The sequence below is a fragment of the Nocardioides mangrovicus genome (assembly GCF_003674065.1).
GTDB classification, from domain to species: Bacteria; Actinomycetota; Actinomycetes; order Propionibacteriales; family Nocardioidaceae; genus Marmoricola; species Marmoricola mangrovicus.
This window is the reverse complement of the sequence record NZ_RDBE01000010.1, coordinates 856,528-878,913: the sequence shown is the minus strand read 5'-3', so window position 1 is coordinate 878,913 and position 22,386 is coordinate 856,528. Positions and strand designations below refer to the sequence as shown.

The 22,386-nt window shown below is 71.8% G+C and carries 20 protein-coding genes; 10 read left to right on the top strand and 10 right to left on the bottom strand.

What is annotated here, in order from left to right:
- Positions 1-13 precede the first annotated feature (13 nt).
- Entirely contained in the window at positions 14-1,318 is a 1,305-nt protein-coding gene (dnaB, locus tag D9V37_RS18750; protein WP_198412683.1) for a replicative DNA helicase, read from the bottom strand.
- 581 nt (positions 1,319-1,899) lie between these two features.
- Between dnaB and D9V37_RS18745 the strand changes: the two genes are divergently transcribed.
- Positions 1,900-2,487, top strand: a complete 588-nt coding sequence (locus D9V37_RS18745; protein ID WP_121807622.1) for a hypothetical protein — start codon at positions 1,900-1,902, stop codon at positions 2,485-2,487.
- Here the strand turns inward: D9V37_RS18745 and rplI are convergent, their stop codons facing one another.
- The 4 genes from rplI to rpsF form a co-directional block, all read right to left on the bottom strand.
- Positions 2,488-2,937 carry a 50S ribosomal protein L9 gene (gene rplI / locus D9V37_RS18740; protein ID WP_121807621.1) on the bottom strand — a complete coding sequence of 150 codons (450 nt, stop codon included), beginning with the start codon at positions 2,935-2,937 and terminating at the stop codon, positions 2,488-2,490.
- Between the two features lie 19 nt (positions 2,938-2,956).
- Complete coding sequence (rpsR, locus tag D9V37_RS18735; RefSeq protein WP_121807620.1) at positions 2,957-3,193, bottom strand: 30S ribosomal protein S18; 237 nt, start codon at positions 3,191-3,193, stop codon at positions 2,957-2,959.
- 65 nt (positions 3,194-3,258) lie between these two features.
- Positions 3,259-3,864, bottom strand: coding sequence for a single-stranded DNA-binding protein (locus D9V37_RS18730; RefSeq protein WP_121807619.1), 606 nt, complete (start codon positions 3,862-3,864; stop codon positions 3,259-3,261).
- Between the two features lie 57 nt (positions 3,865-3,921).
- Positions 3,922-4,212 carry a 30S ribosomal protein S6 gene (gene rpsF / locus D9V37_RS18725; protein WP_121807618.1) on the bottom strand — a complete coding sequence of 97 codons (291 nt, stop codon included), beginning with the start codon at positions 4,210-4,212 and terminating at the stop codon, positions 3,922-3,924.
- Between the two features lie 352 nt (positions 4,213-4,564).
- Between rpsF and D9V37_RS18720 the strand changes: the two genes are divergently transcribed.
- From D9V37_RS18720 to D9V37_RS18705, 4 genes are read left to right on the top strand one after another with little or no spacing between them, the layout of a single operon-like run.
- Complete coding sequence (locus D9V37_RS18720) at positions 4,565-5,362, top strand: deoxyribonuclease IV (RefSeq protein WP_121807929.1); 798 nt, start codon at positions 4,565-4,567, stop codon at positions 5,360-5,362.
- Positions 5,359-6,186 (top strand): alpha/beta hydrolase family protein, encoded by an 828-nt coding sequence (locus tag D9V37_RS18715; RefSeq protein ID WP_121807617.1) that lies wholly within the window; start codon positions 5,359-5,361, stop codon positions 6,184-6,186. Before D9V37_RS18720 ends, D9V37_RS18715 begins: the two co-directional genes overlap by 4 nt.
- 10 nt (positions 6,187-6,196) lie before the next feature.
- Entirely contained in the window at positions 6,197-7,312 is a 1,116-nt protein-coding gene (locus D9V37_RS18710; RefSeq protein ID WP_121807616.1) for a lipid II:glycine glycyltransferase FemX, read from the top strand.
- Entirely contained in the window at positions 7,312-8,391 is a 1,080-nt protein-coding gene (locus D9V37_RS18705) for an alanine racemase (RefSeq protein WP_121807615.1), read from the top strand. Before D9V37_RS18710 ends, D9V37_RS18705 begins: the two co-directional genes overlap by 1 nt.
- Here the strand turns inward: D9V37_RS18705 and D9V37_RS18700 are convergent.
- Entirely contained in the window at positions 8,352-9,803 is a 1,452-nt protein-coding gene (locus D9V37_RS18700) for a glycosyltransferase family 87 protein (RefSeq protein WP_121807614.1), read from the bottom strand. The two genes, D9V37_RS18705 and D9V37_RS18700, sit on opposite strands and share 40 nt — an antisense overlap.
- Positions 9,800-12,010 (bottom strand): transglycosylase domain-containing protein, encoded by a 2,211-nt coding sequence (locus D9V37_RS18695; RefSeq protein ID WP_232525009.1) that lies wholly within the window; start codon positions 12,008-12,010, stop codon positions 9,800-9,802. Before D9V37_RS18695 ends, D9V37_RS18700 begins: the two co-directional genes overlap by 4 nt.
- A gap of 209 nt (positions 12,011-12,219) precedes the next feature.
- Between D9V37_RS18695 and D9V37_RS18690 the strand changes: the two genes are divergently transcribed.
- From D9V37_RS18690 to D9V37_RS18680, 3 genes are all read left to right on the top strand, one after another.
- Entirely contained in the window at positions 12,220-12,780 is a 561-nt protein-coding gene (locus D9V37_RS18690) for a PadR family transcriptional regulator (RefSeq protein ID WP_121807613.1), read from the top strand.
- Positions 12,781-12,797: 17 nt separating this feature from the next.
- Positions 12,798-13,889, top strand: a complete 1,092-nt coding sequence (locus D9V37_RS18685) for an inositol-3-phosphate synthase (protein ID WP_121807612.1) — start codon at positions 12,798-12,800, stop codon at positions 13,887-13,889.
- A 177-nt stretch (positions 13,890-14,066) separates the two neighbouring features.
- Positions 14,067-14,915 (top strand): hypothetical protein, encoded by an 849-nt coding sequence (locus D9V37_RS18680; protein WP_121807611.1) that lies wholly within the window; start codon positions 14,067-14,069, stop codon positions 14,913-14,915.
- 112 nt (positions 14,916-15,027) lie between these two features.
- Here the strand turns inward: D9V37_RS18680 and D9V37_RS18675 are convergent, their stop codons facing one another.
- The 3 genes from D9V37_RS18675 to D9V37_RS18665 all read right to left on the bottom strand — a co-directional run bounded on the left by D9V37_RS18675 (position 15,028) and on the right by D9V37_RS18665 (position 19,669).
- Positions 15,028-15,900 carry an LLM class flavin-dependent oxidoreductase gene (locus D9V37_RS18675; protein ID WP_121807610.1) on the bottom strand — a complete coding sequence of 291 codons (873 nt, stop codon included), beginning with the start codon at positions 15,898-15,900 and terminating at the stop codon, positions 15,028-15,030.
- A gap of 92 nt (positions 15,901-15,992) precedes the next feature.
- Positions 15,993-18,077: a RecQ family ATP-dependent DNA helicase gene (locus D9V37_RS18670; protein ID WP_121807609.1), complete on the bottom strand. Its 2,085-nt coding sequence runs from the start codon at positions 18,075-18,077 to the stop codon at positions 15,993-15,995.
- Between the two features lie 161 nt (positions 18,078-18,238).
- A complete protein-coding gene (locus D9V37_RS18665; protein ID WP_121807927.1) occupies positions 18,239-19,669 on the bottom strand; it encodes a CCA tRNA nucleotidyltransferase in 1,431 nt (476 codons plus the stop codon).
- A gap of 71 nt (positions 19,670-19,740) precedes the next feature.
- On the opposite strand from D9V37_RS18665, the gene D9V37_RS18660 reads away from it, so the two are divergent.
- Together D9V37_RS18660 and murJ are read left to right on the top strand one after the other, a co-directional pair.
- Positions 19,741-21,837: a DUF6049 family protein gene (locus D9V37_RS18660; RefSeq protein WP_147455999.1), complete on the top strand. Its 2,097-nt coding sequence runs from the start codon at positions 19,741-19,743 to the stop codon at positions 21,835-21,837.
- On the top strand, positions 21,834-22,386 hold a 553-nt coding region (gene murJ, locus D9V37_RS18655), incomplete at its 3' end, for a murein biosynthesis integral membrane protein MurJ (protein WP_332835767.1). The genes D9V37_RS18660 and murJ, both read left to right, overlap by 4 nt.

Below are 22,386 nucleotides of genomic sequence, written 5' to 3'. Positions count from 1 at the left end.
AGCGGACGGGACGTCAGTGGGTCATGTCGACGAAGCGGCTGTAGTGACCCTGGAACAGCACGGTGACGTTGCGCGTGGGGCCGTTGCGGTGCTTGGCCACGATGATGTCGGCCTCGCCGGGGCGGGTGGACTCGGCCTCGTAGGCGTCCTCGCGGTGCAGCAGGATGACGATGTCGGCGTCCTGCTCGAGGCTGCCGGACTCACGCAGGTCGCTCATCATCGGCCGCTTGTCGGTGCGTTGCTCGGGACCACGGTTGAGCTGGGAGAGCGCGATGATCGGCACGTCGAGCTCCTTGGCCAGCAGCTTGATCTGCCGGGAGAACTCCGAGACCTCGACCTGGCGCGACTCGACCTTCTTGCCGCTGGTCATCAGCTGCAGGTAGTCGACCACCATCAGCTTGAGGTCGTGGCGCTCCTTGAGGCGCCGAGCCTTGGCCCGGATCTCCATCATCGTCATGTTCGGGGAGTCGTCGATGAACATCGGCGCCCCCGAGACCTGGCCCATCTTCGGCACCAGCTTGTTCCAGTCCTCCTCGGTCATGCCGCCGCTGCGCATGTGGTTCAGCGGCACCCGGGCCTCGGCGGAGAGCAGCCGCATCGTGATCTCGCTGCGCGACATCTCCAGGGAGAAGAACGCCGTGGTCATCTGGTGGCTGATCGAGGCGGCGCGGCAGAAGTCCAGACCGATCGTCGACTTCCCCATACCGGGTCGAGCCGCCACGATCACCATCTGGCCGCCCTGGAAGCCGTTGACCAGCTCGTCGAGCTCGACGAACCCGGTGGGCACGCCTCGCAGGCTGCCGTCGTGGGCCGAGATCGCCTCGATCTCGTCGAGGGTGTCGGCCATGATCGCGCTCAACGGCGCGTAGTCCTCCGAGCTGCGCTTCTCGGTGACCGCGTAGACCTCCTGCTGGGCGCGGTCGACGGTGTCGTCGACGTCGCCCTCGCCGGCGTAGCCCATCTGCGCGATCCGGGTGCCGGCGTCGACCAGCTTCCGCAGGATCGACTTCTCCCGCACGATCGAGGCGTAGAAGCCTGCGTTGGCCGCGATCGGCACCTCGGCGGTGAGCTGGTGCAGGTACGGCGCGCCGCCGATGCGGACCAGCTCGCCACGGCGCTGCAGCTCGGCCGAGACGGTGATCGGGTCGGCCGGCTCGCCCTTGCCGAACAGCTCGATGATGGCGTCGTAGATCGTCTCGTGCGCCGGACGGTAGAAGTCGGTGCCGCGGATCTGCTCGCCGACGTCGGCGATCGCGTCCTTGGACAGCATCATCGCGCCGAGCACGCTCATCTCGGCGGTGGGGTCCTGCGGCGGCATGCGGCCGCCGTCGCCACCGAAGCCGCCGCCTCCGCCGTCGTCGAAGCCCCCGCCCTCGAACCCGCCGTCGTAGCCACCTTGGTAGCCGCCCTGGTAGCCACCGTCGTAGCCGGCGTCCAGCCCGGTGCCCGACTCCGCGACCTGACTCATCGAACCCCTCACACCCGTCGTGACCCCCACCGGTGAGGGACGCTAGGCGAGCCCACCGACTCTTTCGCCGCGCCGAGGTTAGGAGCCGTCGGGGGGCCGGCGCCACACGGTGATCCACAGGCCGTTGTGGACAACCTCCGCGACCGGTGGAGCACTCCGCCAGGAGTGTGCACAGCCTGTTGATGCCGCTGTGGAGAACACCTGCCCGATATATCCCTCCACACGGCCTGACCTGCGCGGACTCGGTTCACAGCCGGGCCGGCGGAGAAATCTTCTCCATCCCGTGTTCACCGTTCCGTCATCTGGGACGCGGTGACGGAGCCGGGCCCGCAGCGCACTTGAACGTGCCAATCGAGGGTGGCTGTGGGCTTCGGCGCGTCGGCTCACGCCCTCGCGCACGCCCGGGTGCGCCCGGGTGACACCCTGTCCGCGTGTCGCCGTTGCAGCGGATCGCGCTGGGCTGGGTCGTCGTCTTCGGCGTCGCGCTCTTCCCGGCCCATCCGCACCCGGCCTGGCGCCACTACGACGCGCTGCCCGACCCGCTCGGGTGGGCGCTGGTCCTGACCGGGCTGGTGCCGCTGGCCCGCCAGCTCCCCGAGCTGGCCTCCGCGCGCGGGTGGGCCGTGCTGGCCGGCGTCGTCAGCGTGCCGCTGTGGCTGCCCCAGCTCTCCCACCACGTCACGGGGGCCGGGGCGTGGGCCGCGCTGCTGCCGCAGAACCTGGCCTGCCTGGTGCTGTGCCGCGCGATCGGGCGGTTGGGCGCCGAGCAGCAGCCGCGCGACGACTACGTCGCCAAGCGCTTCGGGCTGCTGGGGTGGGGCTTCACCGCGCTGGCGGTGCTGCCGGTGCTCACCGTCGGCGGCCGGCTGCAGCCCCTGGAGCTGCCGGCGCAGGCGCTGATGTACCTGGTGGTGCTGGTGGGCGTCTACTCGCTGTTCCGGGTGCACCGCCGGACATACCTCGGCGGGCCGGGTCCACTGCTCGTGGACCCGGCCCGCCCAGAGGATCGTCCCGACTGATCAGGCGGGAATGACGTTGAGGCTCACGGTGGCCTCGACGTCGTCGTGCACCTTCACCACGACCTGGTGGCCGCCGAGCGAGCGGATCGGGTTCTCGACCACGATGGTGCGCTTGTCGACCTGGTCGCCGGAGACGGCGGCGTTGATCGCGTCGGCGATGTCGGTGACGGTGACCGAGCCGAACAGCCGGCCGCTCTCCCCGGCCCGGACCTTCACTGCGAAGGTCGTGGCCTCGAGCTTCTGCTTGACCGTGGCCGCGTGGTCGGCGTCGCGCACGGCGCGGGCCTTGCGAGCACGCTGCATCGAGTCGATCGTGCTCTGGCCGCCCTTCGACCAGGCCGTGGCCAGGCCGCGGGGGACCAGGTAGTTGCGGCCGTAGCCGTCCTTGACCTCGACGATGTCGCCGGCGGCACCGAGACCGGTGACCTCCTGGAGCAAGATGAGCTTCATCAGTGTGTGACCTTCCTGCTCAGCGACCGGCGGAGGTGTAGGGCAGCAGCGCCACCTCGCGGGCGTTCTTGACCGCCGTGGCGACGTCGCGCTGGTGCTGGACGCAGTTGCCGGTGACGCGGCGGGCGCGGATCTTGCCGCGGTCGGAGATGAACTTGCGGAGCAGGTTCGTGTCCTTGTAGTCGACGTAGGTCACCTTGTCCTTGCAGAACTGGCAGACCTTCTTCTTGGGCTTGCGGATGATCGCCTTGGCCATTGTGGTGCTCCTCCTTAAGAGCCCGGCTCGCGCCGGAATGGATCAAGTGGGATGGGATGGGTTGATCAGAAGGGAGGCTCGTCGCCGCTGCCGGCCCACGGGTCGCTGCCGCCCGAGCCGCCACTGGAGCCGCCACTGGAGCCGCCCGAGGAGCCACCGCCGGACCAGGGGTCGTTGCCCCCCTGGGAGCCGCCACCGGAGTAGCCGCCCCCAGCACTGCCGCCGGAGTTGCCGCCCGAGTTGCCGCCGGAGTTGCCGCCGGAGTTACCGCCGCCGGAGTAGCCGCCGTCGCCGCCGCTGCGGCTGACGCGGTTCACCTTGGCGGTCGCGTACTTCAGGCTCGGCCCGACCTCCTCGACCTCCATCTCGAAGACGGTGCGCTTCTCGCCCTCGCGGGTCTCGTACGAGCGGGCCTTGAGCCGCCCGTGCACGACGACGCGCATGCCGCGCTGCAGCGACTCCGCGACGTTCTCCGCGGCCTGCCGCCACACCGAGCAGGACAAGAACAGCGCCTCGCCGTCCTTCCACTCGTTGGTGTTGCGGTCGAAGGTGCGCGGCGTCGAGGCGACCCGGAAGTTCGCGACGGCCGCACCCGAGGGCGTGAACCGCAGCTCCGGGTCGTCGACGAGGTTGCCGACGACGGTGACGTAGGTGTCTCCGTTGAGTGCCATGGGGCCAGCTTCCTGGGTGGCGGGGGGGTCGGGGACCGACCGGGTCGGTCGGGTCGATCAGTGGGCGTCGGGCCGGATGACCTTGGTGCGCAGCACCGACTCGTTGAGCGTGAGCTGCCGGTCGAGCTCCTTGACCGTGGCCGGCTCGGCCTGCAGCGTGACGACGGCGTAGATGCCCTCGGCGTTCTTGTCGATCTCATAGGCCAGCCGGCGACGACCCCAGACGTCGACGTTGTCGACCGAGCCGCCGTCCTTGCGGACCACGTTGAGGTAGGTGTCCAGCGACGGCTGGACGGTGCGCTCCTCGAGATCGGGGTCGAGGATCACCATCAGTTCGTAGGCACGCACAGGTGCCCACCTCCTTCGGACTCAAGCGGCCACGGACGTTCCGTGGCAGGAGGGACGCGCTCCTCGGCGGAGCGACGAGCCAGCATATCCGCAGCCGTCGTCACGGACGAAATCCTGCACCGGCCCTACGACACTGCGCCAGAGCCGACCCGTCGGCCTGTGGACAACCCGCGACGCTCACCGCCCGGAACGGGCGTCGTCGCCGGCGTGACTCGCCGCTCCTGGGCCCACCGGACCCCGTCGGCGGGGTGAGCAGCGACCGAATCGCGGCGGGCGCTACCGAAACGTCGGTTGTCGCCGCCGCAATTCGCCGGTGCATCGGCGAATCACGGCAGCGCCTAGGTTGGTGACCATGGCGGACCTCACCATCGGAGCCCACGTCGAGCAGAACGACCCGGTCGCCGAGGCGCAGGCCCGCGACACGACGCTGGTGCAGCTGTTCCTGGGCGACCCGCAGGGCTACCAGGGTCCCGAGATCCGCTACCCCGGCGGCGCGGCTGCGCTGCGCGAGGCGGCCCAGGCTGCCGGGGTGAGCCTGGTGGTCCACGCGCCCTACATCGTCAACGTGGCCACCACCAACAACCGGATCCGCATCCCCAGCCGCAAGCTGCTGCAGCAGCACATGGACGCCGCCGCCGAGATCGGCGCGATCGGGCTGGTCGTCCACGGCGGTCACGTGAACAAGAGCGACGACCCCGCGAAGGGTTTCGACAACTGGCGCAAGGCCATCGAGGCCACCGACCTGAAGATCCCGCTGCTCATCGAGAACACCGCCGGCGGGGAGAACGCGATGGCCCGCCAGCTCGACCGGATCGCCGGCGTCTGGGACGCCGTGGCCCGCGCCGAGGGCGCCGAGCAGGTCGGCTTCTGCCTCGACACCTGCCACGCCTGGGCCGGCGGGATCGAGCTGGGCACGGCGGTGGCCAAGGTGCTCGGCATCACCGGCCGCATCGATCTCGTGCACGCCAACGACAGTCGCGACACCTTCGACTCCGGCGCCGACCGGCACGCCAACTTCGGCTCCGGCCAGCTGCCGTCCGACGAGTTCGCGGGCATCGTCCGCGAGGCGGGCGCACCGGTGGTGTGCGAGACCCCCGGCGGCGCGGCCGAGCACCTGGCCGACTTCGCCTGGCTGCGCGAGCACCTGTGAGGAGCAGCCGACGCAGCCTGCTCGCGGCCGGGCTGGTCGGCTGGGGCGCAGCGGCCTGCGGCACGTCTGACCCCGCGCCGTCGCGCGCCGCCGGAGCCCGGCGGGTCCGCTATGCCTCCGGTGCGCACCGGTTCGGCGAGCTCCACCTGCCGCAGGGCACGGCCCGGGGGACGGTCGTGACGATCCACGGCGGCTACTGGTCCTCCCAGTACACGCTCTCGCTGATGACGCCGATCGCCCGCACCCTGCAGCGGGCGGGCTGGGCGGTGTGGAACCTGGAGTACCGCGGTCTCGGCGACGGCGGCGGGTGGCCCCACACCTTCGAGGACGTCGCGGCCGGCGTCGACCACGTCCGCGCGCTCGACGTGCCCCACGACGACGTCCGGGTGCTCGGCCACTCCGCGGGTGGCCACCTCGCGGTGTGGGCGGCCGCGCGCACCGACGCCACCCCCGGCGGGGCACCTCGGGTGCGGCCCGCGCGGGTGGTCAGCCTGGCCGGCGTGCTCGACCTCACCCACGGCTACGCCGAGCAGCTCGGCGGCGGCGCGGTCGAGCAGTTGATGGGCGGCAGCCCCACCGCCGTGCCGCGGCGCTACCGGCTCGGCGATCCCGCGCTGCTGGTGCCGGCCGGCTGCCCGGTGGCCTGCGTCCGCGGGCGCGACGACACCACCGTGCCTCGTGACCAGAGCACTCGCTACGTCGCGCTCGATCGCGCGGCCGGCGGCACCGCGAGCTTCACCGAGGTAGGCGGCGACCACTTCACGATCATCGATCCCACCGCCTCCCTGTGGCGCACCACCCGGCGGCTGCTCGAGGCTCGTTAGGGTCGTCGCCGTGCCCTCCACCACCCACCCCGGCGTCCGCGTCATCGATGCCGAGACGCACCTGGGGTTCGTGCGGGAGCGGGGGGCCAGCTTCCTGCAGACCCCCGCCTGGGCGCTGGTCAAGCCGGAGTGGGGCTCGCTCTCGCTGGGTTGGTACGCCGGCGAGGAGCTGATCGGCGTCGGGCTCGTGCTGCTGCGTCGGCTGCCCCGGCTCAAGCGCTACCTGGCCTACCTGCCGGAAGGACCGGTGCTCGACTGGTCGAGCGACGACCTGCCCGCGCTGCTGAACCCGATGACCGAGGAGCTGCGGCGACGCGGTGCCTTCGGGGTGCGGATCGGGCCGCCCGTGGCGTGCCGGCGCTGGAGCGCGCAGCAGGTCAAGGACGGCATCGCCGACGCCGGTGTGGGCTCGCTGACCGAGCTGGCGCCGACCGAGCGCGAGGTCGTCGGCGCCCGCGTCGTCTCCACGCTGCGCGAGCAGGGCTGGCGCCAGCTCGGCGGCACCGGCGGGTTCACCGCAGGGCAGCCGCAGTTCAACTTCATGCTGCCGCTGGCGGGACGCGGCGAGGACGACGTGTTGGCCGGCATGAACCAGCTGTGGCGGCGCAACATCAAGAAGGCCGCCAAGGCCGGGGTGGAGGTGGCGCCCGACTGCGACGTCGCCGACTTCCACCGGCTCTACGCCGAGACCGCGGCGCGCGACGGGTTCACCCCGCGCCCCCTGTCGTACTTCCGCACGATGGTCGCGGCGCTCGGCGCCGAGGACCCCGAGCGGATCCGGCTGTGGGCCGCGCGCCACGAGGGCGACCTGGTGGCGGCCACCCTCTCGGTGCGCGTCGGCGCCCACTACTGGTACTCCTACGGCGCCTCGAGCAGCCACAAGCGCGAGGTGCGCGGGTCCAACGCGGTGCAGTGGGCGATGATCCGCGACGCCCTGGCCGGCGGCTGCGAGGTCTACGACCTGCGCGGCATCACCGACACCTTGGACCCCGCCGACCCGCACGCCGGGCTGGTGCAGTTCAAGGTGGGCACCGGCGGTGAGGCCGTGGAGTACGCCGGGGAGTGGGACCTGCCGCTCAACCGGGCCCTCTACGCCGGCTTCAGTGCCTACATGAGGCGACGCTGATGCCGCTCACGCTCTACGTCGACGGCGACCGCTGGCGCGCGCACCTGCGGTCAGCCGCTGAGGCCGAGCCGGGTCTGGTGCCGGTGGCGAAGGGCAATGGCTACGGCTTCGGCCTGGCCCGGCTGGCCCGGCGCTCGGCCTGGCTGGGCGCCGACACCGTTGCCGTCGGTCAGTACGACGAGATCGAGACCGTCCGCACCCGCTTCGCCGGCTCGGTGCTGGTGCTCACCCCGTGGCGCCCCTTCCACGACGCACCGCTGGCGGGCCCGCTGGCGCGCCGGGTGGTGCACACCGTGGGCCGCAGCGAGGACCTGGCCGACCTGGTCCGCCGCGCCGACCTGCCCGGCACCGGCCCGCGCGTGGTGCTGGAGCTGATGACCTCGATGCGCCGCCACGGCTTCAGCGGCACCGGGCTGCGCGAGGCGGTGGCCTCGGTGCCGGGCAACGTCAGCGTCGAGGGCATCGCCTTGCACCTGCCGCTGGCCGACGGCACCGACGGCACGGGCGGCGGAGGGCACCTGGGCGAGGTCGAGCGGCTGATGACCGACGTCGTCGCCGCCGACCTGGACACCCGCACCGTCTGGGTCTCCCACCTCGCCGACACCGAGCTGGCCCGGCTGCGCGCCTCCTATCCCGAGCACGTCTTCCGGCCCCGGGTGGGCACCGCCCTGTGGCTGGGCGACCGCGGGGCGCTGCACCCTCGCGCCACCGTGCTCGACGTGCACCCGCTCGAGCGGGGCACGCCCTACGGCTACCGCGGACGCAGCGCGCCCCGCTCGGGCACGCTGCTGGTCGTGGCCGGCGGCACCGCTCAGGGCATCGGGCTCGAGGCACCGGCCGGCGACACCTCGGTGCGCTCGCGCGCCGGCACCCTGGCCCGCGGTGGGCTGGAGGCCGCCGGGTGGGCGAGGTCGCCGTTCACGGTGGCCGGCAAGCGTCGGCTCTTCGCCGAACCGCCCCACATGCAGGTCTCGCTGCTGCTGCTGCCCGCCGGCGTCCGGCCGCCCGAGGTGGGCGAGGAGGTCGACGTGCGCGTGCGCTACACCACCACCGGGTTCGACCGGGTCGTCGTCGACTGAGCCTGATCGGACTCCGGAGCCTCACTCGGGGCCCCACCCACCACGTCGTACTCGGGCACCAGCACGTCGCGGATGATCATCGAGGTCAGATACAGCTCGGCGACCACCCGGACCAGGATCGCGATGGTGTAGGCGGGGTCGCCGCCCCCGGAGGTGCCCGATGCGAGGGCGTTGTCCAGGTGCAGCCACACCATCCCGAAGTAGAACAGCTCACCGACCTGCCACAGCAGCAGGTCGCGCCAGCGGGGCCGCGCCAGCACCGCGAGCGGCAGCAGCCAGAGCACGTACTGCGGGGAGTAGACCTTGTTCACCATCAAGAACGCGACCAGCACCAAGAACCCCAGCTGCGACAGGCGAGGGGTGCGGGGTGCCACCAGCCCCAGCACCAGGACGCCCAGGCAGGCCAGGGCGAACACCAGCCACGACCACACGTTGACGGTGTGGGCGGAGATCGGGTTCGCGGAGTCGGAGATGACCAGCCACAGCGACCCCAGGTCGGGCCCGCGCTCGGAGTTGAAGTGCCAGAAGTAGCGCCACTGCGGCGCGCCGGTGAGCACGGCCGGCAGGTTGAGGACCACCCAGCCCAGCAGCCCGGACACGAGCGCGCGCCCCAGGGCCGGCAGGTCGCGGCGGCGCAGGCAGATCACCAGCAACGCACCGAAGAGGAACAACGGGTAGAGCTTCACCGCCGTGCCGATCCCGAGCAGCAGCCCGGTGACCACCGGCCGACCGCGCGCCCAGGCCCACAGCGCCCCGGCCACGCACGCGACGGCCAGCAGGTCCCAGTTGATCAGCGCGGTCACCAACAGCGTCGGTGAGGCGGCGAAGGCCATCGCGTCCCATGGCCGGGGGCCGGCCGCCCCGACCAGGCAGAACGTCGCCAGCAGCGCCACCCCGAGCAGGATCACCGCGTTGACCAGGAAGTTGCGGTTGATCTCCTGCGTCATCCCGGGCAGACCCCAGAAGGAGTCCGGCTCGGTGTGTGCCCGCACGCTCTGCGGCGGGCCGGTGGCGAACGGGACGGTCAGCCACGACGCCGCCCAGGCGACGTAGACGATGCCCGGCGGATACTCCATCGCCTGGTAGCGGCCGTCGGAGTCGCTGTAGGGCCAGTGGTGCTCGGCCAGGCCGCGGTCGACGTAGAGGTAGGGGATGTCGGAGTAGCACATCTTGGAGTAGCGGACGTCGTTGTTGAGCCACTGCGTCTGGATGCACGGACCTTTCTGCACCAGGGCCAGGCAGCACACCACCGTGGCCACGGCCAGGATCACCCGGACCGGGGTCCACCACGCGTGCGGCCGGGCGTGGCCGCCCACCGGGCCGCCGATCCGCTCCGACCAGGCCCGCGCCACGGGGTCGGCGTGGCTGGGGTGGACCGGCGCCTGCACGGGCGGCTGCTCGGGCTCGCTCACGGGGTCGGCGTCACGGTGACCGGCGGCGCCGTCGTCGGGGGCGCGGTGGTGGGCGCCGCGGTCGTGGGCGCCGCGGTGGTGGGCGCCGCGGAGGTGGGCGTCGCCGATGGCGTCGAGGTCAGCCTGGGGGTCTTGGTCTTCTTGGGCTTCTTCGACGGCGGCGGCGGGGTGTACGGCGCGTGGCCCGAGCTGGGCGCCGTGCCGTCGACGTAGACCGGGTCGGGGAACTTCACGTCGTCGTCGACGTCCTCGAGCTCGCCGCTCATGATGTCGGCCCAGGTGTGGGCCGGGTAGCCGGCCCCGAAGTAGCCGTACGGGCCCGGAAGCCAGCCGTCGAGCTGGTCGTTGCCGTCACCGCGCACGTACATCACGGCGGTCACCAGCTGGGGGGTGTAGCCGATGTACCAGGAGCTGGAGACGTGCCCGTCGTCGCCGGCCGTCGCGGTGCCGGTCTTGCCGGCCGAGTCGCGGTCGATCGCCTGGGCCGCGGTGCCGGTGCCGTTGCTGACCACCTGCTGCAGCGCGTAGGAGACGTCGGCGGCGATGTCGGGGTCGAGCACCTGGGTGTCGTCGCGGCGGGCCCGGTAGAGCACCTTGCCGTCGGCGTCGGAGACCTTCTGCACCACGAACCAGGGGTGCTCCTTGCCGGCGTTGGCGATGGTCGCGTAGCCGTTGGCCATGTCGAGCATTCCCACCCGCTCCGAGCCGAGCGAGATGCCCAGGTTGGGCTGCAGCGAGGTCTTGTCCACCGGGATGCCCATGGCGTCGGCCATGGCGAGGATCTTGCGACCACCGTTGGGCATCGACTGCGTCATGTCGACGAAGGCGGTGTTGATCGACTCCTCGGTGGCCCTGATGAGGTTGACCGCCGACCCGTAGCTGGTGCCGTCGCCCGAGCCCTCGTTCTTGATCTCGGTCTTGTTGGCGTCGTCGAGAGTGAGCGGGGAGTTGCCGTCGAAGGTGTCCTTCAGGCTGAACCCGGCCTTGATGCCGGCCGCCAGCGCGAACGCCTTGAAGGTCGAGCCCGGCTGCGCACCCGCCTCAGCCCAGTTGAAGGAGCTCTTGAGGTAGTCCTGGCCGCCGTAGATCGCGCGGACGGCACCGGTCTTGACGTCGATGCTGACCGCGCCGGTGTGCAGGCCCTTGAGCCCGGTGGGACGGTCGTCCTCGACGCTCTTCTGCATGTCGGCCATGTACTTCTTCGAGAAGGTGGTGGTGATGCGCAGGCCGCCGCCGTCGATCTGGGAGTCGGTGAAGTGCAGGGTCTTCAGCTCATCGCGGATCATCTGCAGCATGAAGCCCTTCTGGCCGGCCAGCCGGTTGGACTTCGGGATCTTCGGGAACACCGGCAGCCGCTGCTCGTAACGGGTGGCCAGGTCGGGGTCGAGGTTGCCCATCTTGGCCATGCCCGCCAGCACGTAGCGGTACCGAGACAGCAACCGCTGCTGGGCGCTCTCGCCGTCGGCGGGGTCGAGGTTGCCCGGTGAGTTGAGCACCGAGGCCAAGACGGCCGACTGGCGCACGTTGAGCTGGTCGGCGTCCTTGCGGAAGTACGCCTGCGCCGCGGCCTGCACTCCGTAGGCGCCGCGGCCGAAGTAGATGGTGTTGAGGTAGCCCTTGAGGATCTCGCGCTTGGACTGCTGCTTTTGCAGCTTCAGCGAGACCAGCGCCTCCTTGAGCTTGCGCGTGTAGGTGCGCTGGGAGGTCAGGTAGAGGATCTTCACGTACTGCTGGGTGATCGTCGAGGCGCCCTGGGTGGCGTTGCCGGAGGCGTTGGAGAACGCCGCACGCAAGATGCCCTTGGGGTCGATGCCCTGGTTGGTCCAGAAGCTGCGGTCCTCGGCGGAGATGACGGCGTCGCGCAGCGACTTGGGCATCTTGGAGTACGCGATCGACTCGCGGTTCTGGTCCACGAACGTGCCCAGGGAGGCCTTGCCGCCGGCGTAGTAGACCTTCGTGGTCTGGGTCTGGAAGTCGGTGTTGGGGTCGGGCACCGAGGTCACGTTGTAGGCGAAGACCAGGCCCAGGGCCAGCACGATGACCAGGCACAGCCCCGAGATCACCGCCACGCGCAGCAGCCGCCGCCACCCGCCCCGCTTCTTGCCGCCGGACTTGCCGCCCTTCTTGGCCGGGCGTCGGCTGGTGCCGCCCGGGGTCGTGCTCCGGGTGGGGGCGGCCGGTCGCCGCCCGGGCTTGCGCTCAGTCACGGCAACGAGGGTACGAGGCGCCCGCTAGGACCCACCTCACCGCCGCCACCCACGTCCGGCATCGGGGCGGGAGCCGGTCTCGCTGCTCGATCGCGGGGCCAGCAGGAGCAGCGGCAGCACCGCCGCCGGTGGCACGGCGCTCCCGCGATGACCGCGTGGCGCTTTATATCACCTCGATATATTGTGCGAACACATCGAGAGGACCCATCGTGACGAAGCGCAGTGACTCGCTGGACATGGCCGTGATCGGCCTGCTCCTGGAGTCGCCGCTGCACGGTTACGAGCTGCGCAAGCGGCTCAACCTGCTGCTGGGCTGGAGCCGGCTGCTCAGCTACGGCTCGCTCTACCCGGCGCTGAAGAAGCTGCTGCGGCAGGGCTACGTCACCGACGCCTTCGAACCCGACGCCGTCGCCCGCCGTCAGCGGATCACCTACACGATCACCGACGCCGGCCGTGAGCACTTCGCCGCGCAGATGAGCGAGTCGGGCCCGGCCGCGTGGGAGGACGACGCCTTCGACGTCCGGTTCTCCTTCTTCGCCCAGTCCGCCGGCGACGTCCGGCTGCGGGTGCTCGAGGGGCGCCGGGCGCGGCTGCAGGAGCGGCTGGAGCGGATCCGACCGGTGCGCGCCGGCGCCGACCGGTACGCCCAGGAGCTGCACCGCCACCGCGTCGAGTCGGTCGAGCGCGAGCTGACCTGGCTCACCGGGCTGATCGAGACCGAACGCGACAGCCACCAGCACCAACAGACCAACACCACCCCGGATAAGTGACGACAAAGGAGAAGCCGATGGGCTCGGTACGTGTAGCGATCGTGGGGACGGGCAACTGCGCCAGCTCCCTGGTGCAGGGAGTCGAGTACTACAAGGACGCCGACCCGGCGGCGGACGTGCCGGGTCTCATGCACGTCACGTTCGGTGACTACCACGTGCGCGACGTCGAGTTCGTCGCCGCCTTCGACGTCGACGCCAAGAAGGTCGGCTTCGACCTGGCCGAGGCGATCAACAGCAGCGAGAACAACACGATCCGCATCACCGACGTCCCGCCGACCGGCATCACCGTGCAGCGCGGCCACACCCTCGACGGGCTCGGCAAGTACTACCGGCAGACCATCGAGGAGTCCGACGCCGAGCCGGTCGACGTCGTGCAGGTGCTGCGCGAGACCGGTGCCGACGTGCTGGTCTCCTACCTGCCCGTCGGCTCGGAGGAGGCGGACAAGTTCTACGCCCAGTGCGCGATCGACGCCGGCGTCGCGTTCGTCAACGCGCTGCCCGTCTTCATCGCCTCGGACCCCGAGTGGGCCAAGAAGTTCGAGGACGCCGGCGTGCCGATCGTCGGCGACGACATCAAGTCGCAGGTCGGCGCCACCATCACCCACCGCGTGCTGGCCAAGCTGTTCGAGGACCGCGGCGTGGTGCTCGACCGCACCTACCAGCTCAACGTCGGCGGCAACATGGACTTCAAGAACATGCTCGAGCGCGAGCGGCTGGAGTCGAAGAAGGTCTCCAAGACCCAGTCGGTGACCTCGAACCTGCACGGTCCGCTCGGCGGCAAGATCGCCGACAAGAACGTGCACATCGGACCCTCGGACTACGTGCAGTGGCTCGACGACCGCAAGTGGGCCTACGTGCGCCTCGAGGGCCGCGCCTTCGGCGACGTACCGCTGAACCTGGAGTACAAGCTGGAGGTCTGGGACTCCCCGAACTCCGCCGGCATCATCATCGACGCCATCCGCGCCGCGAAGATCGCCAAGGACCGCGGCATCGGCGGACCGCTGCTCTCGGCGTCGTCGTACCTGATGAAGTCCCCGCCGGTGCAGCGCCCCGACGACGAGGGCCGAGCCAGCGTCGAAGCCTTCATCGAGGGCACGGTCGAGCGCTGAGGAACGCAGCGCTGGACCGACATGCCCGAAGGTTGAGCGAGCCTCCGGCTGAGCGACGAAGCCGGAACGGCGAGCCGAAACCAAGCACGGTCGAGCGCTGAAGCTGCTGAGAATCACCTGAGAAACCGCCCGACGTGTCCATAGGCACGGCGGGCGGTTTTCTCTACTCTTCGCTCCATGAGCGACTCCGTCCCACCGCCTCCGCCTCGTGACCCCGGCCAGGGATCGACGCCCCCGCCCCCGCCGCCGCCGGCCGGGTCGCCGTACGGCTCCGCGCCGCCGCCGGCGGGTACCGGCTACGGGCAGGGCGCCGAGGAGGGGCCGTACCAGGCCACCAACGCCTTCGGCTACGCCTGGCGCAAGTTCAAGAACAGCCCCGGCGAGATGCTGGTGCCGATCCTGGTCGTCTTCGTGGTCGTCGTGGTCTTGGAGGTGATCATCCAGATCCTGCTGCGCTCGACGCTGCTGGGTACGCACTCGTGCACCCAGACCGTGTTCCGTCAGTCGGTGCAGACCCAGTGCGGACCTGGCCTCTTCGTCTCATTGCTCGGCAGCGGCATCGGCGGCTTCATCGTCAGCCTGATCACCCAGGCCCTCGGCGCCGGTGTGATCAAGGACGGCCTGAACGTCGCCGACGGCAAGCCGGCCACGGTCGGCGAGGTGTTCGCCTGGTTCACCAAGCCGAACGTGATCGTGGCCGCCCTGCTCGTCTCCGTCATCACCGCCATCGGCTTCGTGCTGTGCTACCTGCCGGGCATCGTCGCCGGGTTCCTGCTGAACTGGACGATGTTCTACGTCGTCGACCAGAACCTGGCACCGATGGACGCGATCCGAGCCAGCATCAAGTTCACGACCTCACACCTCGGCGAGACGCTGCTGTTCTACATCCTGGCCATCATCGCGTTCGCCGTCGGCGCGATCGTGTGCCTGGTCGGACTGCTGGTGACCGCCCCGATCGTCGTCATCGCCGCGGCCTACACCTTCCGGCGGCTCAACGGCCAGCCGGTCAGCCCGGCGCCGAACTGATCGATCTGCTCCACGAGGGCCCTCGACCGTCGCGGTCGGGGGCCTTCGTCGTGTCGGTGGCGCCCGGGCAGCGGTACGTCAAACCGCACATCTGAGGCCGGCCGACCCGGTCTCACACACCGCCGCCGCGCAGCCGCGGCAGCAGCTCGGCCACCTCGTGCAGCACGTCCTCGCTCCCGGCGTACGGCGGCTGCGGCCGGGGCCAGTGCACGATCAGGTCGGTGAAGCCCAGCTCGGCCGAGCGGCCCACGAGCTCGGCGAACAGATCTGCGCTCTCGAGGGAGTAGCGCGGCGAGGAGTCCAGGCTCAGGTAGCGACCGAAGTCCGTCGGCTCGCGCCCGGCCTCGCTCAGCGCGTCGTCGAGGACGCTGACGTTGCGGGCCAGCCCGGCGAACCACTCCTCGATGCTGTCGGCGGGAAGGCCGGTGGTCACCCAGCCCTCGCCGACGCGGGCGGCGTAGCGCACCGAGCGCGGGCCGTTGCCGGCCAGGAGCAGCGGGACCCTGGTCAGCCGCGGCAGCGTGCGGGCGTCGTCGGCGCTGAACCACCGACCCTGGCTGCTGACGTGGTCCTCGGTGCGCAGCCGGACGGTGAGGTCGGTGAACTCCTGCAGCCGGTCCACCCGCTCCTTCGGACTCAGCGGCGGGCCGCCGGTGATGGTTCGGTCGCGGTCGCCACCCGCGCCGAGCGCCAGCAGGAACCGACCCCGCGAGATCTCGTCGATCGCCTCGACCTCGCGGTGGAAGGCCACCGGGTGCCGGAAGTTCGGTGAGGTGACGAACGTGCCCAGCCCGATCCGCCCGGTCACCATGGCGGCCGCGGTCAGCGTCGGCATCGCGCCTCGCCACGGCGACTCGGGCAACCCGCCCCACACCAGGTGGTCGTAGGTCCAGGCGTGGTCGAACCCCAGCTCCTCCGCCGCCCGCCAGCGAGGCTCGGTCTCCTCCCACGGCAGGTCGGTGAGGATGCACAGCCCGAAGCGCATGGTCCGGACTCTAGGTGCTCGAGACGTCATACGGACCGGTCGCCGGGGAGACCCCTTCGTATGACGTCCGGGGTCGGCGCGGGCCGCGACCCTCAGCCGGCGACGGCGAGCACCAGCGGCAGGACGTCGGTGGCGCCGGCCTCGCGCAAACCCTGGGCGGCCAGGGTGAGGGTCCAGCCGGTGACGAGCTGGTCGTCGACCAGCAGCACAGGGGCGGCGGGCACGTCACCGACCAGCCGGGCCCGGCGCCGGACCGCCGCGACTCGCTGGGCGGAGTTCGCCGCCCCGGCGCCCGGGGGGACGTCGGGGTCGACGATCTGCCACGTGGCCACCAGCGGCTTCTTGAGGTAGCGCGAGAGACCCTCGGCCAGCGACCCGACCAGCTGCGGGCGGGTGGCGGACTCGACCTGGGCGATGCCGTCGACGTGCGGACGCCAGTCGTTGACGACCTCGAGGACCGCCCGGACCAGCCGGTCGGGCACCGGACCGTCCTCGACCCCGGCGCGAAAGAGGTCGCGCAGCGCCTGGCCGTGGCCGAGGTCGGTGAGCCGGGCGACCGCCCGGCCCTCCGAGGCCGCAGCCACCTTGCCGCGCAGGTCGACGCCCAGGTTGGCCAGCCCGGTGGGCCACAGCTTGCGCGGCTCGACGACGACGCCCGGTCGGGCGAGTCGAGCACCCGCCTCGGCGACGGCGTCCTCGGACACCGCGGTGACGACGTCGAAGCCGCCGCAGACGTCGCAGCGGCCGCAGTCCGTCGCCTCGGGATCGTCCAGCTGCTCGCGCAGGTAGCGCATGCGGCAGACGTCGGTGGTGAGGTAGTCGAGCATCGCCTGCTGCTCGCGCTCGCGGGCGGCGGTGACGCGGGCGTAGCGCTCGGCGTCGTAGCTCCACGACTGACCGGTGGCCTCCCAGCCGCCGCGGACGCGCCGCACCGCGCCGTCGACGTCGAGCACCTTCAGCATCTGCTCGAGCCGGGTGCGGCCCAGCTCGACGTACGTCTCCAGCGCCGCGGTGGAGAGCGTGCCGTGCTCGGCGAGGACGTCGAGCGTCTGCCGCACGAGCTCCTCGCGGGGGAAGGAGAGCGAGGCGAAGTAGGCCCAGATGTCCTTGTCCTCGATCTGCGGCAGCAGCACGACCGCGGCGTCCGGCGTGCCGCGACCGGCGCGGCCGACCTGCTGGTAGTAGGCCACCGGCGACTGCGGAGCACCGAGGTTGACCACGAACCCGAGCGTCGCGTCGAAGCCCATGCCCAACGCGCTGGTGGCCACGAGCGCCTTGACCTCGCCGGCGGCCAGCCGCTGCTCGAGGTCGTGCCGCTCGGCGGGTTCGGTGCGCCCGGAGTACGCCGCGACGTCGAGGCCCCGCGAGCGCAGGTAGTCGGCCACCTCCTGGGTGGCCGCGACCGTGAGGCAGTAGACGATGCCCGAGCCGGGCTGCTCGGCGAGGTGGTCGGCCAGCCAGGCCAGCCGCTGCTCGGGCGTGCGGAGGGCGACGACGGCCAGCCGCAGCGACTCGCGGTCCAGCGAGCCGCGCAGCACGAGAACGTCGGCCCCCAGCTGCTCGGCGACATCGTCGGTGACCCGGGCGTTGGCCGTCGCCGTGGTGGCGAGCACCGGGATCCCCGCGCGGAGGTCCTGGAGCAACGTGCGGATCCGCCGGTAGTCGGGGCGGAAGTCGTGACCCCAGTCGGAGATGCAGTGCGCCTCGTCGACCACGAGCAGGCCGCAGGTCTCGGCCAGCCGCGGCAGCACCTCGTCGCGGAAACCGGGGTTGTTCAACCGCTCCGGGCTGACCAGGAGGACGTCGACCTCGCCGGCGGCGATGGCGGTGTGCACCTGCTCCCAGTCCTCGACGTTGGTGGAGTTCACCGTCACCGCGCGGATGCCCGCCCGCTCGGCCGCGGCGATCTGGTTGCGCATGAGCGCCAGCAGCGGGCTGACGATGACCGTCGGACCCGCCCCCTGGGCACGCAGCAGCAGCGTGGCCACGAAGTAGACCGCGGACTTGCCCCAGCCGGTGCGCTGCACGACCAGCGCGCGACGCCGGTCGACGGCGAGCGCCTCGATCGCGGTCCACTGGTCCTCGCGAAGCACGGCGTCCTCGCGGCCCACCAGGGCGCGCAGGTGGTGCTCGGCGTCGGCCCGGGTGGCGGTGCGCTCGTCGGCGGCGGCGGTCATGCGTCCTGTCTAACAGGCGTCACCGACGGTGGGGGCCGTCGTCCACAGGCCCGGCCGCGGACGTCCGTTCACCATGGTGCCGTGGTGAACGGTCGCTTCCCACGGTCAGCACATCGTGGGAACCGTCCGTTCACCATGGTGCCTTGGTCAACGGACCACGCTCACCGGGCCGCCCACCACGCCCGCAACCGCTCGGCCGCCACGTCCTCACCCAGCGGGCCCTCCTCCAGGCGCAGGTCGAGGAGGTAGCGGTAGGCCTCGCCGACCTCGCGGCCGGGGCCGAGGCCGAGGAGCCGCATGATCTGGTTGCCGTCGAGGTCGGGGCGGATGGAGGCGAGCTCCTCCTCCTCCGAGAGGCGCTCGATGCGGTCCTCGAGCTCGTCGTAGGTGCGGCGCAGCCGCTCGGCCTTGCGCTGGTTGCGCGTGGTGCAGTCGGCCCGGGTGAGCACGTGCAGCCAGGGCAGCAGGGGGCCGGCGTCGCGCACGTAGCGGCGCACCGCGGAGTCGGTCCACTCCCCCGAGCCGTAGCCGTGGAAGCGCAGGTGCAGCTCGACCAGGGTGGCCACGGCCTCGGTCTGGTCGCGGGAGAAGCGCAGCGCCTGCATCCGCTTGCGGGTCAGCTTGGCGCCGACGACGTCGTGGTGGTGGAAGGTCACCGAGCCGTCGGCGAGGAACCGGCGCGTGCGCGGCTTGCCGACGTCGTGCATCAGCGCGGCGAACCGCGCCACGAAGTCGGGGCCGCCCCCCTCGCCTGCAGCCGGGAGCCGGTCCTCGAGGTCGATGGACTGCTCCAGCACGGTCAGGGTGTGCTCGTAGACGTCCTTGTGCCGGTGGTGCTCGTCGCGCTCGAGCGCCAGCGCGGGCAGCTCGGGCAGCACGTGGGCGGCCAGCCCGGTCTCCACCAGCACCCGCAGCCCGCGCACCGGGTCGGGCGCCATGACCGTCTTCACCAGCTCATCGCGCACGCGCTCGGCGGAGACGATGGTGATCCGCTCGGCCATGTCGCTCATCGCGGCGAGCACCTCGGGCGCCACCTCGAAGCCGAGCTGCGCTGAGAACCGGGCGGCGCGCATCATCCGCAGCGGGTCGTCGGAGAACGACTGCTCCGGCGTCCCGGGGGTCCGCAGCGTGCGGTGGGCGAGGTCGACGATGCCGCCGTAGGGGTCCTCGAAGCCTCGGTCGGGCAGGGTCAGCGCCATCGAGTTGATGGTGAAGTCGCGCCGGCCCAGGTCACCGGCCAGCGAGTCGCCGTAGACCACCTCGGGCTTGCGCGAGTCCGGGTCGTAGGCCTCGGAGCGGTAGGTGGTGATCTCGACCGTCCAGTCGCCCTTGCGGCAGCCGATGGTGCCGTAGGCGCGGCCGATGTCCCAGACCGCGTCGGCCCAGCCGGCCACCAGCCGCTCCGTGGTCTCCGGCCGCGCGGACGTCGTCAGGTCCAGGTCCTGCTGCAGCCGGCCCAGCATCGCATCGCGCACCGGCCCGCCGACCAGCGCCAGCTCCTCGCCGGCCGCGGCGAAGCGCTCGCCCAGCTCGTCGACGACGGGCCCGATCCGCTCCAGCTCACGCGCGACGCGGGCCTGCACCTCGCCCATGTTCAGGACGGGCGGCTCGGACACGGGGCACAACCCTAGGGCCAACAGCGGCCACCACTAGAGTCCCCTGGGTGGCAGAGGGGTCCGGCAGCCGGCTTCGGGGCCTGCTGACCCTGCTGGCGGTGCTGGTCACCGTGGCCGTGAGCGTGCCCGCCCCGGCCGCGACGGCCGCCTCCTCGCGCCACCCCGACCCCACGTCGAGCCCCACCCCCCGCACCAGCACGCTCTCGCGCGCCGACGACCGCGCGGCCGACGACAGCGACGAACCGCTCGACGTCGACCTGATTTCGCTCTCGCCGGGGGTGGTCCCCACGAAGGGCGCGGTGGAGCTGGTCGGGACGGTCCGCAACGCCTCCTCGCAGACCTGGCGCGACATCAACGTGCACGCCTGGGACTCCACCACGCCCATCACCTCGACCGAGGACCTGGCGACGGCCGCCGCCACCGACGCCGACGCCGACGTCGGCGAGCGGCTGACCAGCGAGCACGGCTTCGTCGCCGTCGGCGACCTCGCCCCGGGACAGCAGACGTCGTTCACCCTGCGCGTCCCGCGCGCGGAGCTGACCATCCCCGACGAGCCCGGCGTCTACTTCATGGGCGTCCACGCGCTCGGCACCAGCGACGAGGGCCGCGAGGTGGCCGGGCGCGCCCGCACCTTCATGCCGGTCGTCGACGGCAAGAAGCCGCGGGCCGCCGTCGCGCTGGTGCTGCCGTTCCGCCAGGCCGTCTCCCGCGACGCCGACGAGGCCGGCCAGCTGCGCGACCCGGACCGGTGGCGCACGCAGCTCTCCGCCGACGGCCGGCTCGAGCGGCTCCTCGGGCTCGCCGAGAGTGCCGGCAACGCCCCGTTGACCATGCTGCTCGACCCCGCGGTGCTCGACGCCGTCGCGACGCTGGCCCAGTCCGACAGCGACAGCAAGGACACCAGCGAGCAGGACGACGTCGCGCGCGCCAAGGCCTGGCTGGTCCGCTTCCGCGGCGTCGCCTCGCACCAGAGCGTGTTGGGGCTGGGCTACGGCGACCCCGACGTCGCCGCCCTCGCCCGGCACCGCCCGGCGCTGCTCTCGGTGGCCGCGTCGCTCTCCGAGCAGGCCCTGGCCCGCCACGACATCGACGCCACGCCGGCCGCGGCGCCGGTGGAGGGGGCGCTACCGCCGCGGTTCTCCGACCTGCTCGACCCCTCGACGGTGCTGCTGATGTCCGACACGGCGGTGACCGGCTCCGGCTCGCTCTCACATTCGCGCAGCGGGCAGCCGCTGGTGACCACCAGCACCGCCACCGCCCAGGGCGGGCCGTCGCCGACACCGGCCACCTGGGCCCTGGCCATGCGCCAGCGCATCCTGGCCGAGGCCTCGCTGCACCGCACCGGCACCCAGGACCCCCTGGTCGTGGAGCTGCCGGCGGGCTGGAACCCGGGCCCGGACTGGAGCACCTCTGGCTTCTTCGCCGGCCTGCGCGTGCCGTGGCTGCGCCTGGTGCGGCTGGGCGCCGACACCGTGCCCGCCGACGCCCCGACCGTCACCTCGGTGGCCTACCCCTCGACGCTGGCCGACCTGCAGCTCTCCGCGGCCCAGATCGACGCCGTCTCCGACGTGCGCCGCGACGCCGAGATCTACGCCGACGCCCTGGTCGACCCCGGCTCGGTGGTCGACCAGTTCACCAAGGTGGCGCTGGAGGGCGCGTCGTTCCACGCCCGCGCCCACCGGGAGACCTCGCTGCGCAGCACCCGCTCCTTGGCGACGTCGGTGCGCGACCGGCTGGCGGGCATCCACGTCGAGGGCTTCTCGCTGGTGACGATGTCCGGGGGCACCGGCCGGTTCACGGTGACCCTGGTCAACGACCTGAGCCGACCGGTCAAGGTCGGGTTGCGCGCGCGGACCAGCGGCGACCTGCACATCACCACGCCCACCGCCGCCGTGCTGCCCGCCGGTCAGCGCACCACCGTGCGGCTGCGCGTCACCGCCGGCGCCAGCCGGGTGCGGACGGTCGTGCTCACCCCCGAGACCAGCAACGGCCACGCCGTCGGCACCCCGTTCCGCTTCAGCATCCGCAACAGCCGGGTCAGCTCCCTGGTGTGGGGCATCATGGCCGGCGCCTTCGCGCTGCTCGCCTTCACCATCGCGCGCCGCGCCGTCCGGCGCGGACTGCGCCGCGAGCCCGCCCCGTGAGCGAGGCGGCCAGCCGCTCGGTCCTCGGCTCCAGCGCCGTCATGGCCGCGGGCACGGTGGTTTCGCGGATCACCGGATTCGCGCGCGGCTCGCTGTTGGCCGCTGCGCTCGGCGTCCAGCTGCACGCCGACGTGTTCACGATCGCGAACACCGTGCCCAACATGCTCTACATCCTGCTGGCGGGCGGCGTCTTCAACGCCGTGCTCGTCCCGCAGCTGGTGCGGGCGATGCGACAGGACCCCGACGGCGGCGAGGCCTACACCAGTCGCGTCATCACGCTGGCCGCGCTGTTCCTGGCCGGCGTCACAGCCGTGCTGGTCATCGGCGCGCCCTGGCTGATGCGGCTGTTCCTCGACTCCGCCTACAACGCCCACGAGCTGGCCGCCCAGCGCGAGTCCGTGGTCGCCTTCGCCCGCTACTGCCTGCCGCAGGTCTTCTTCTACGGCATGTTCGTGCTGGTGGGCCAGGTGCTCAACGCCCGCCACCGGTTCGGGCCGATGATGTGGGCCCCGATCGCGAACAACCTGGTCTCGATCGTCGTCCTGGTCG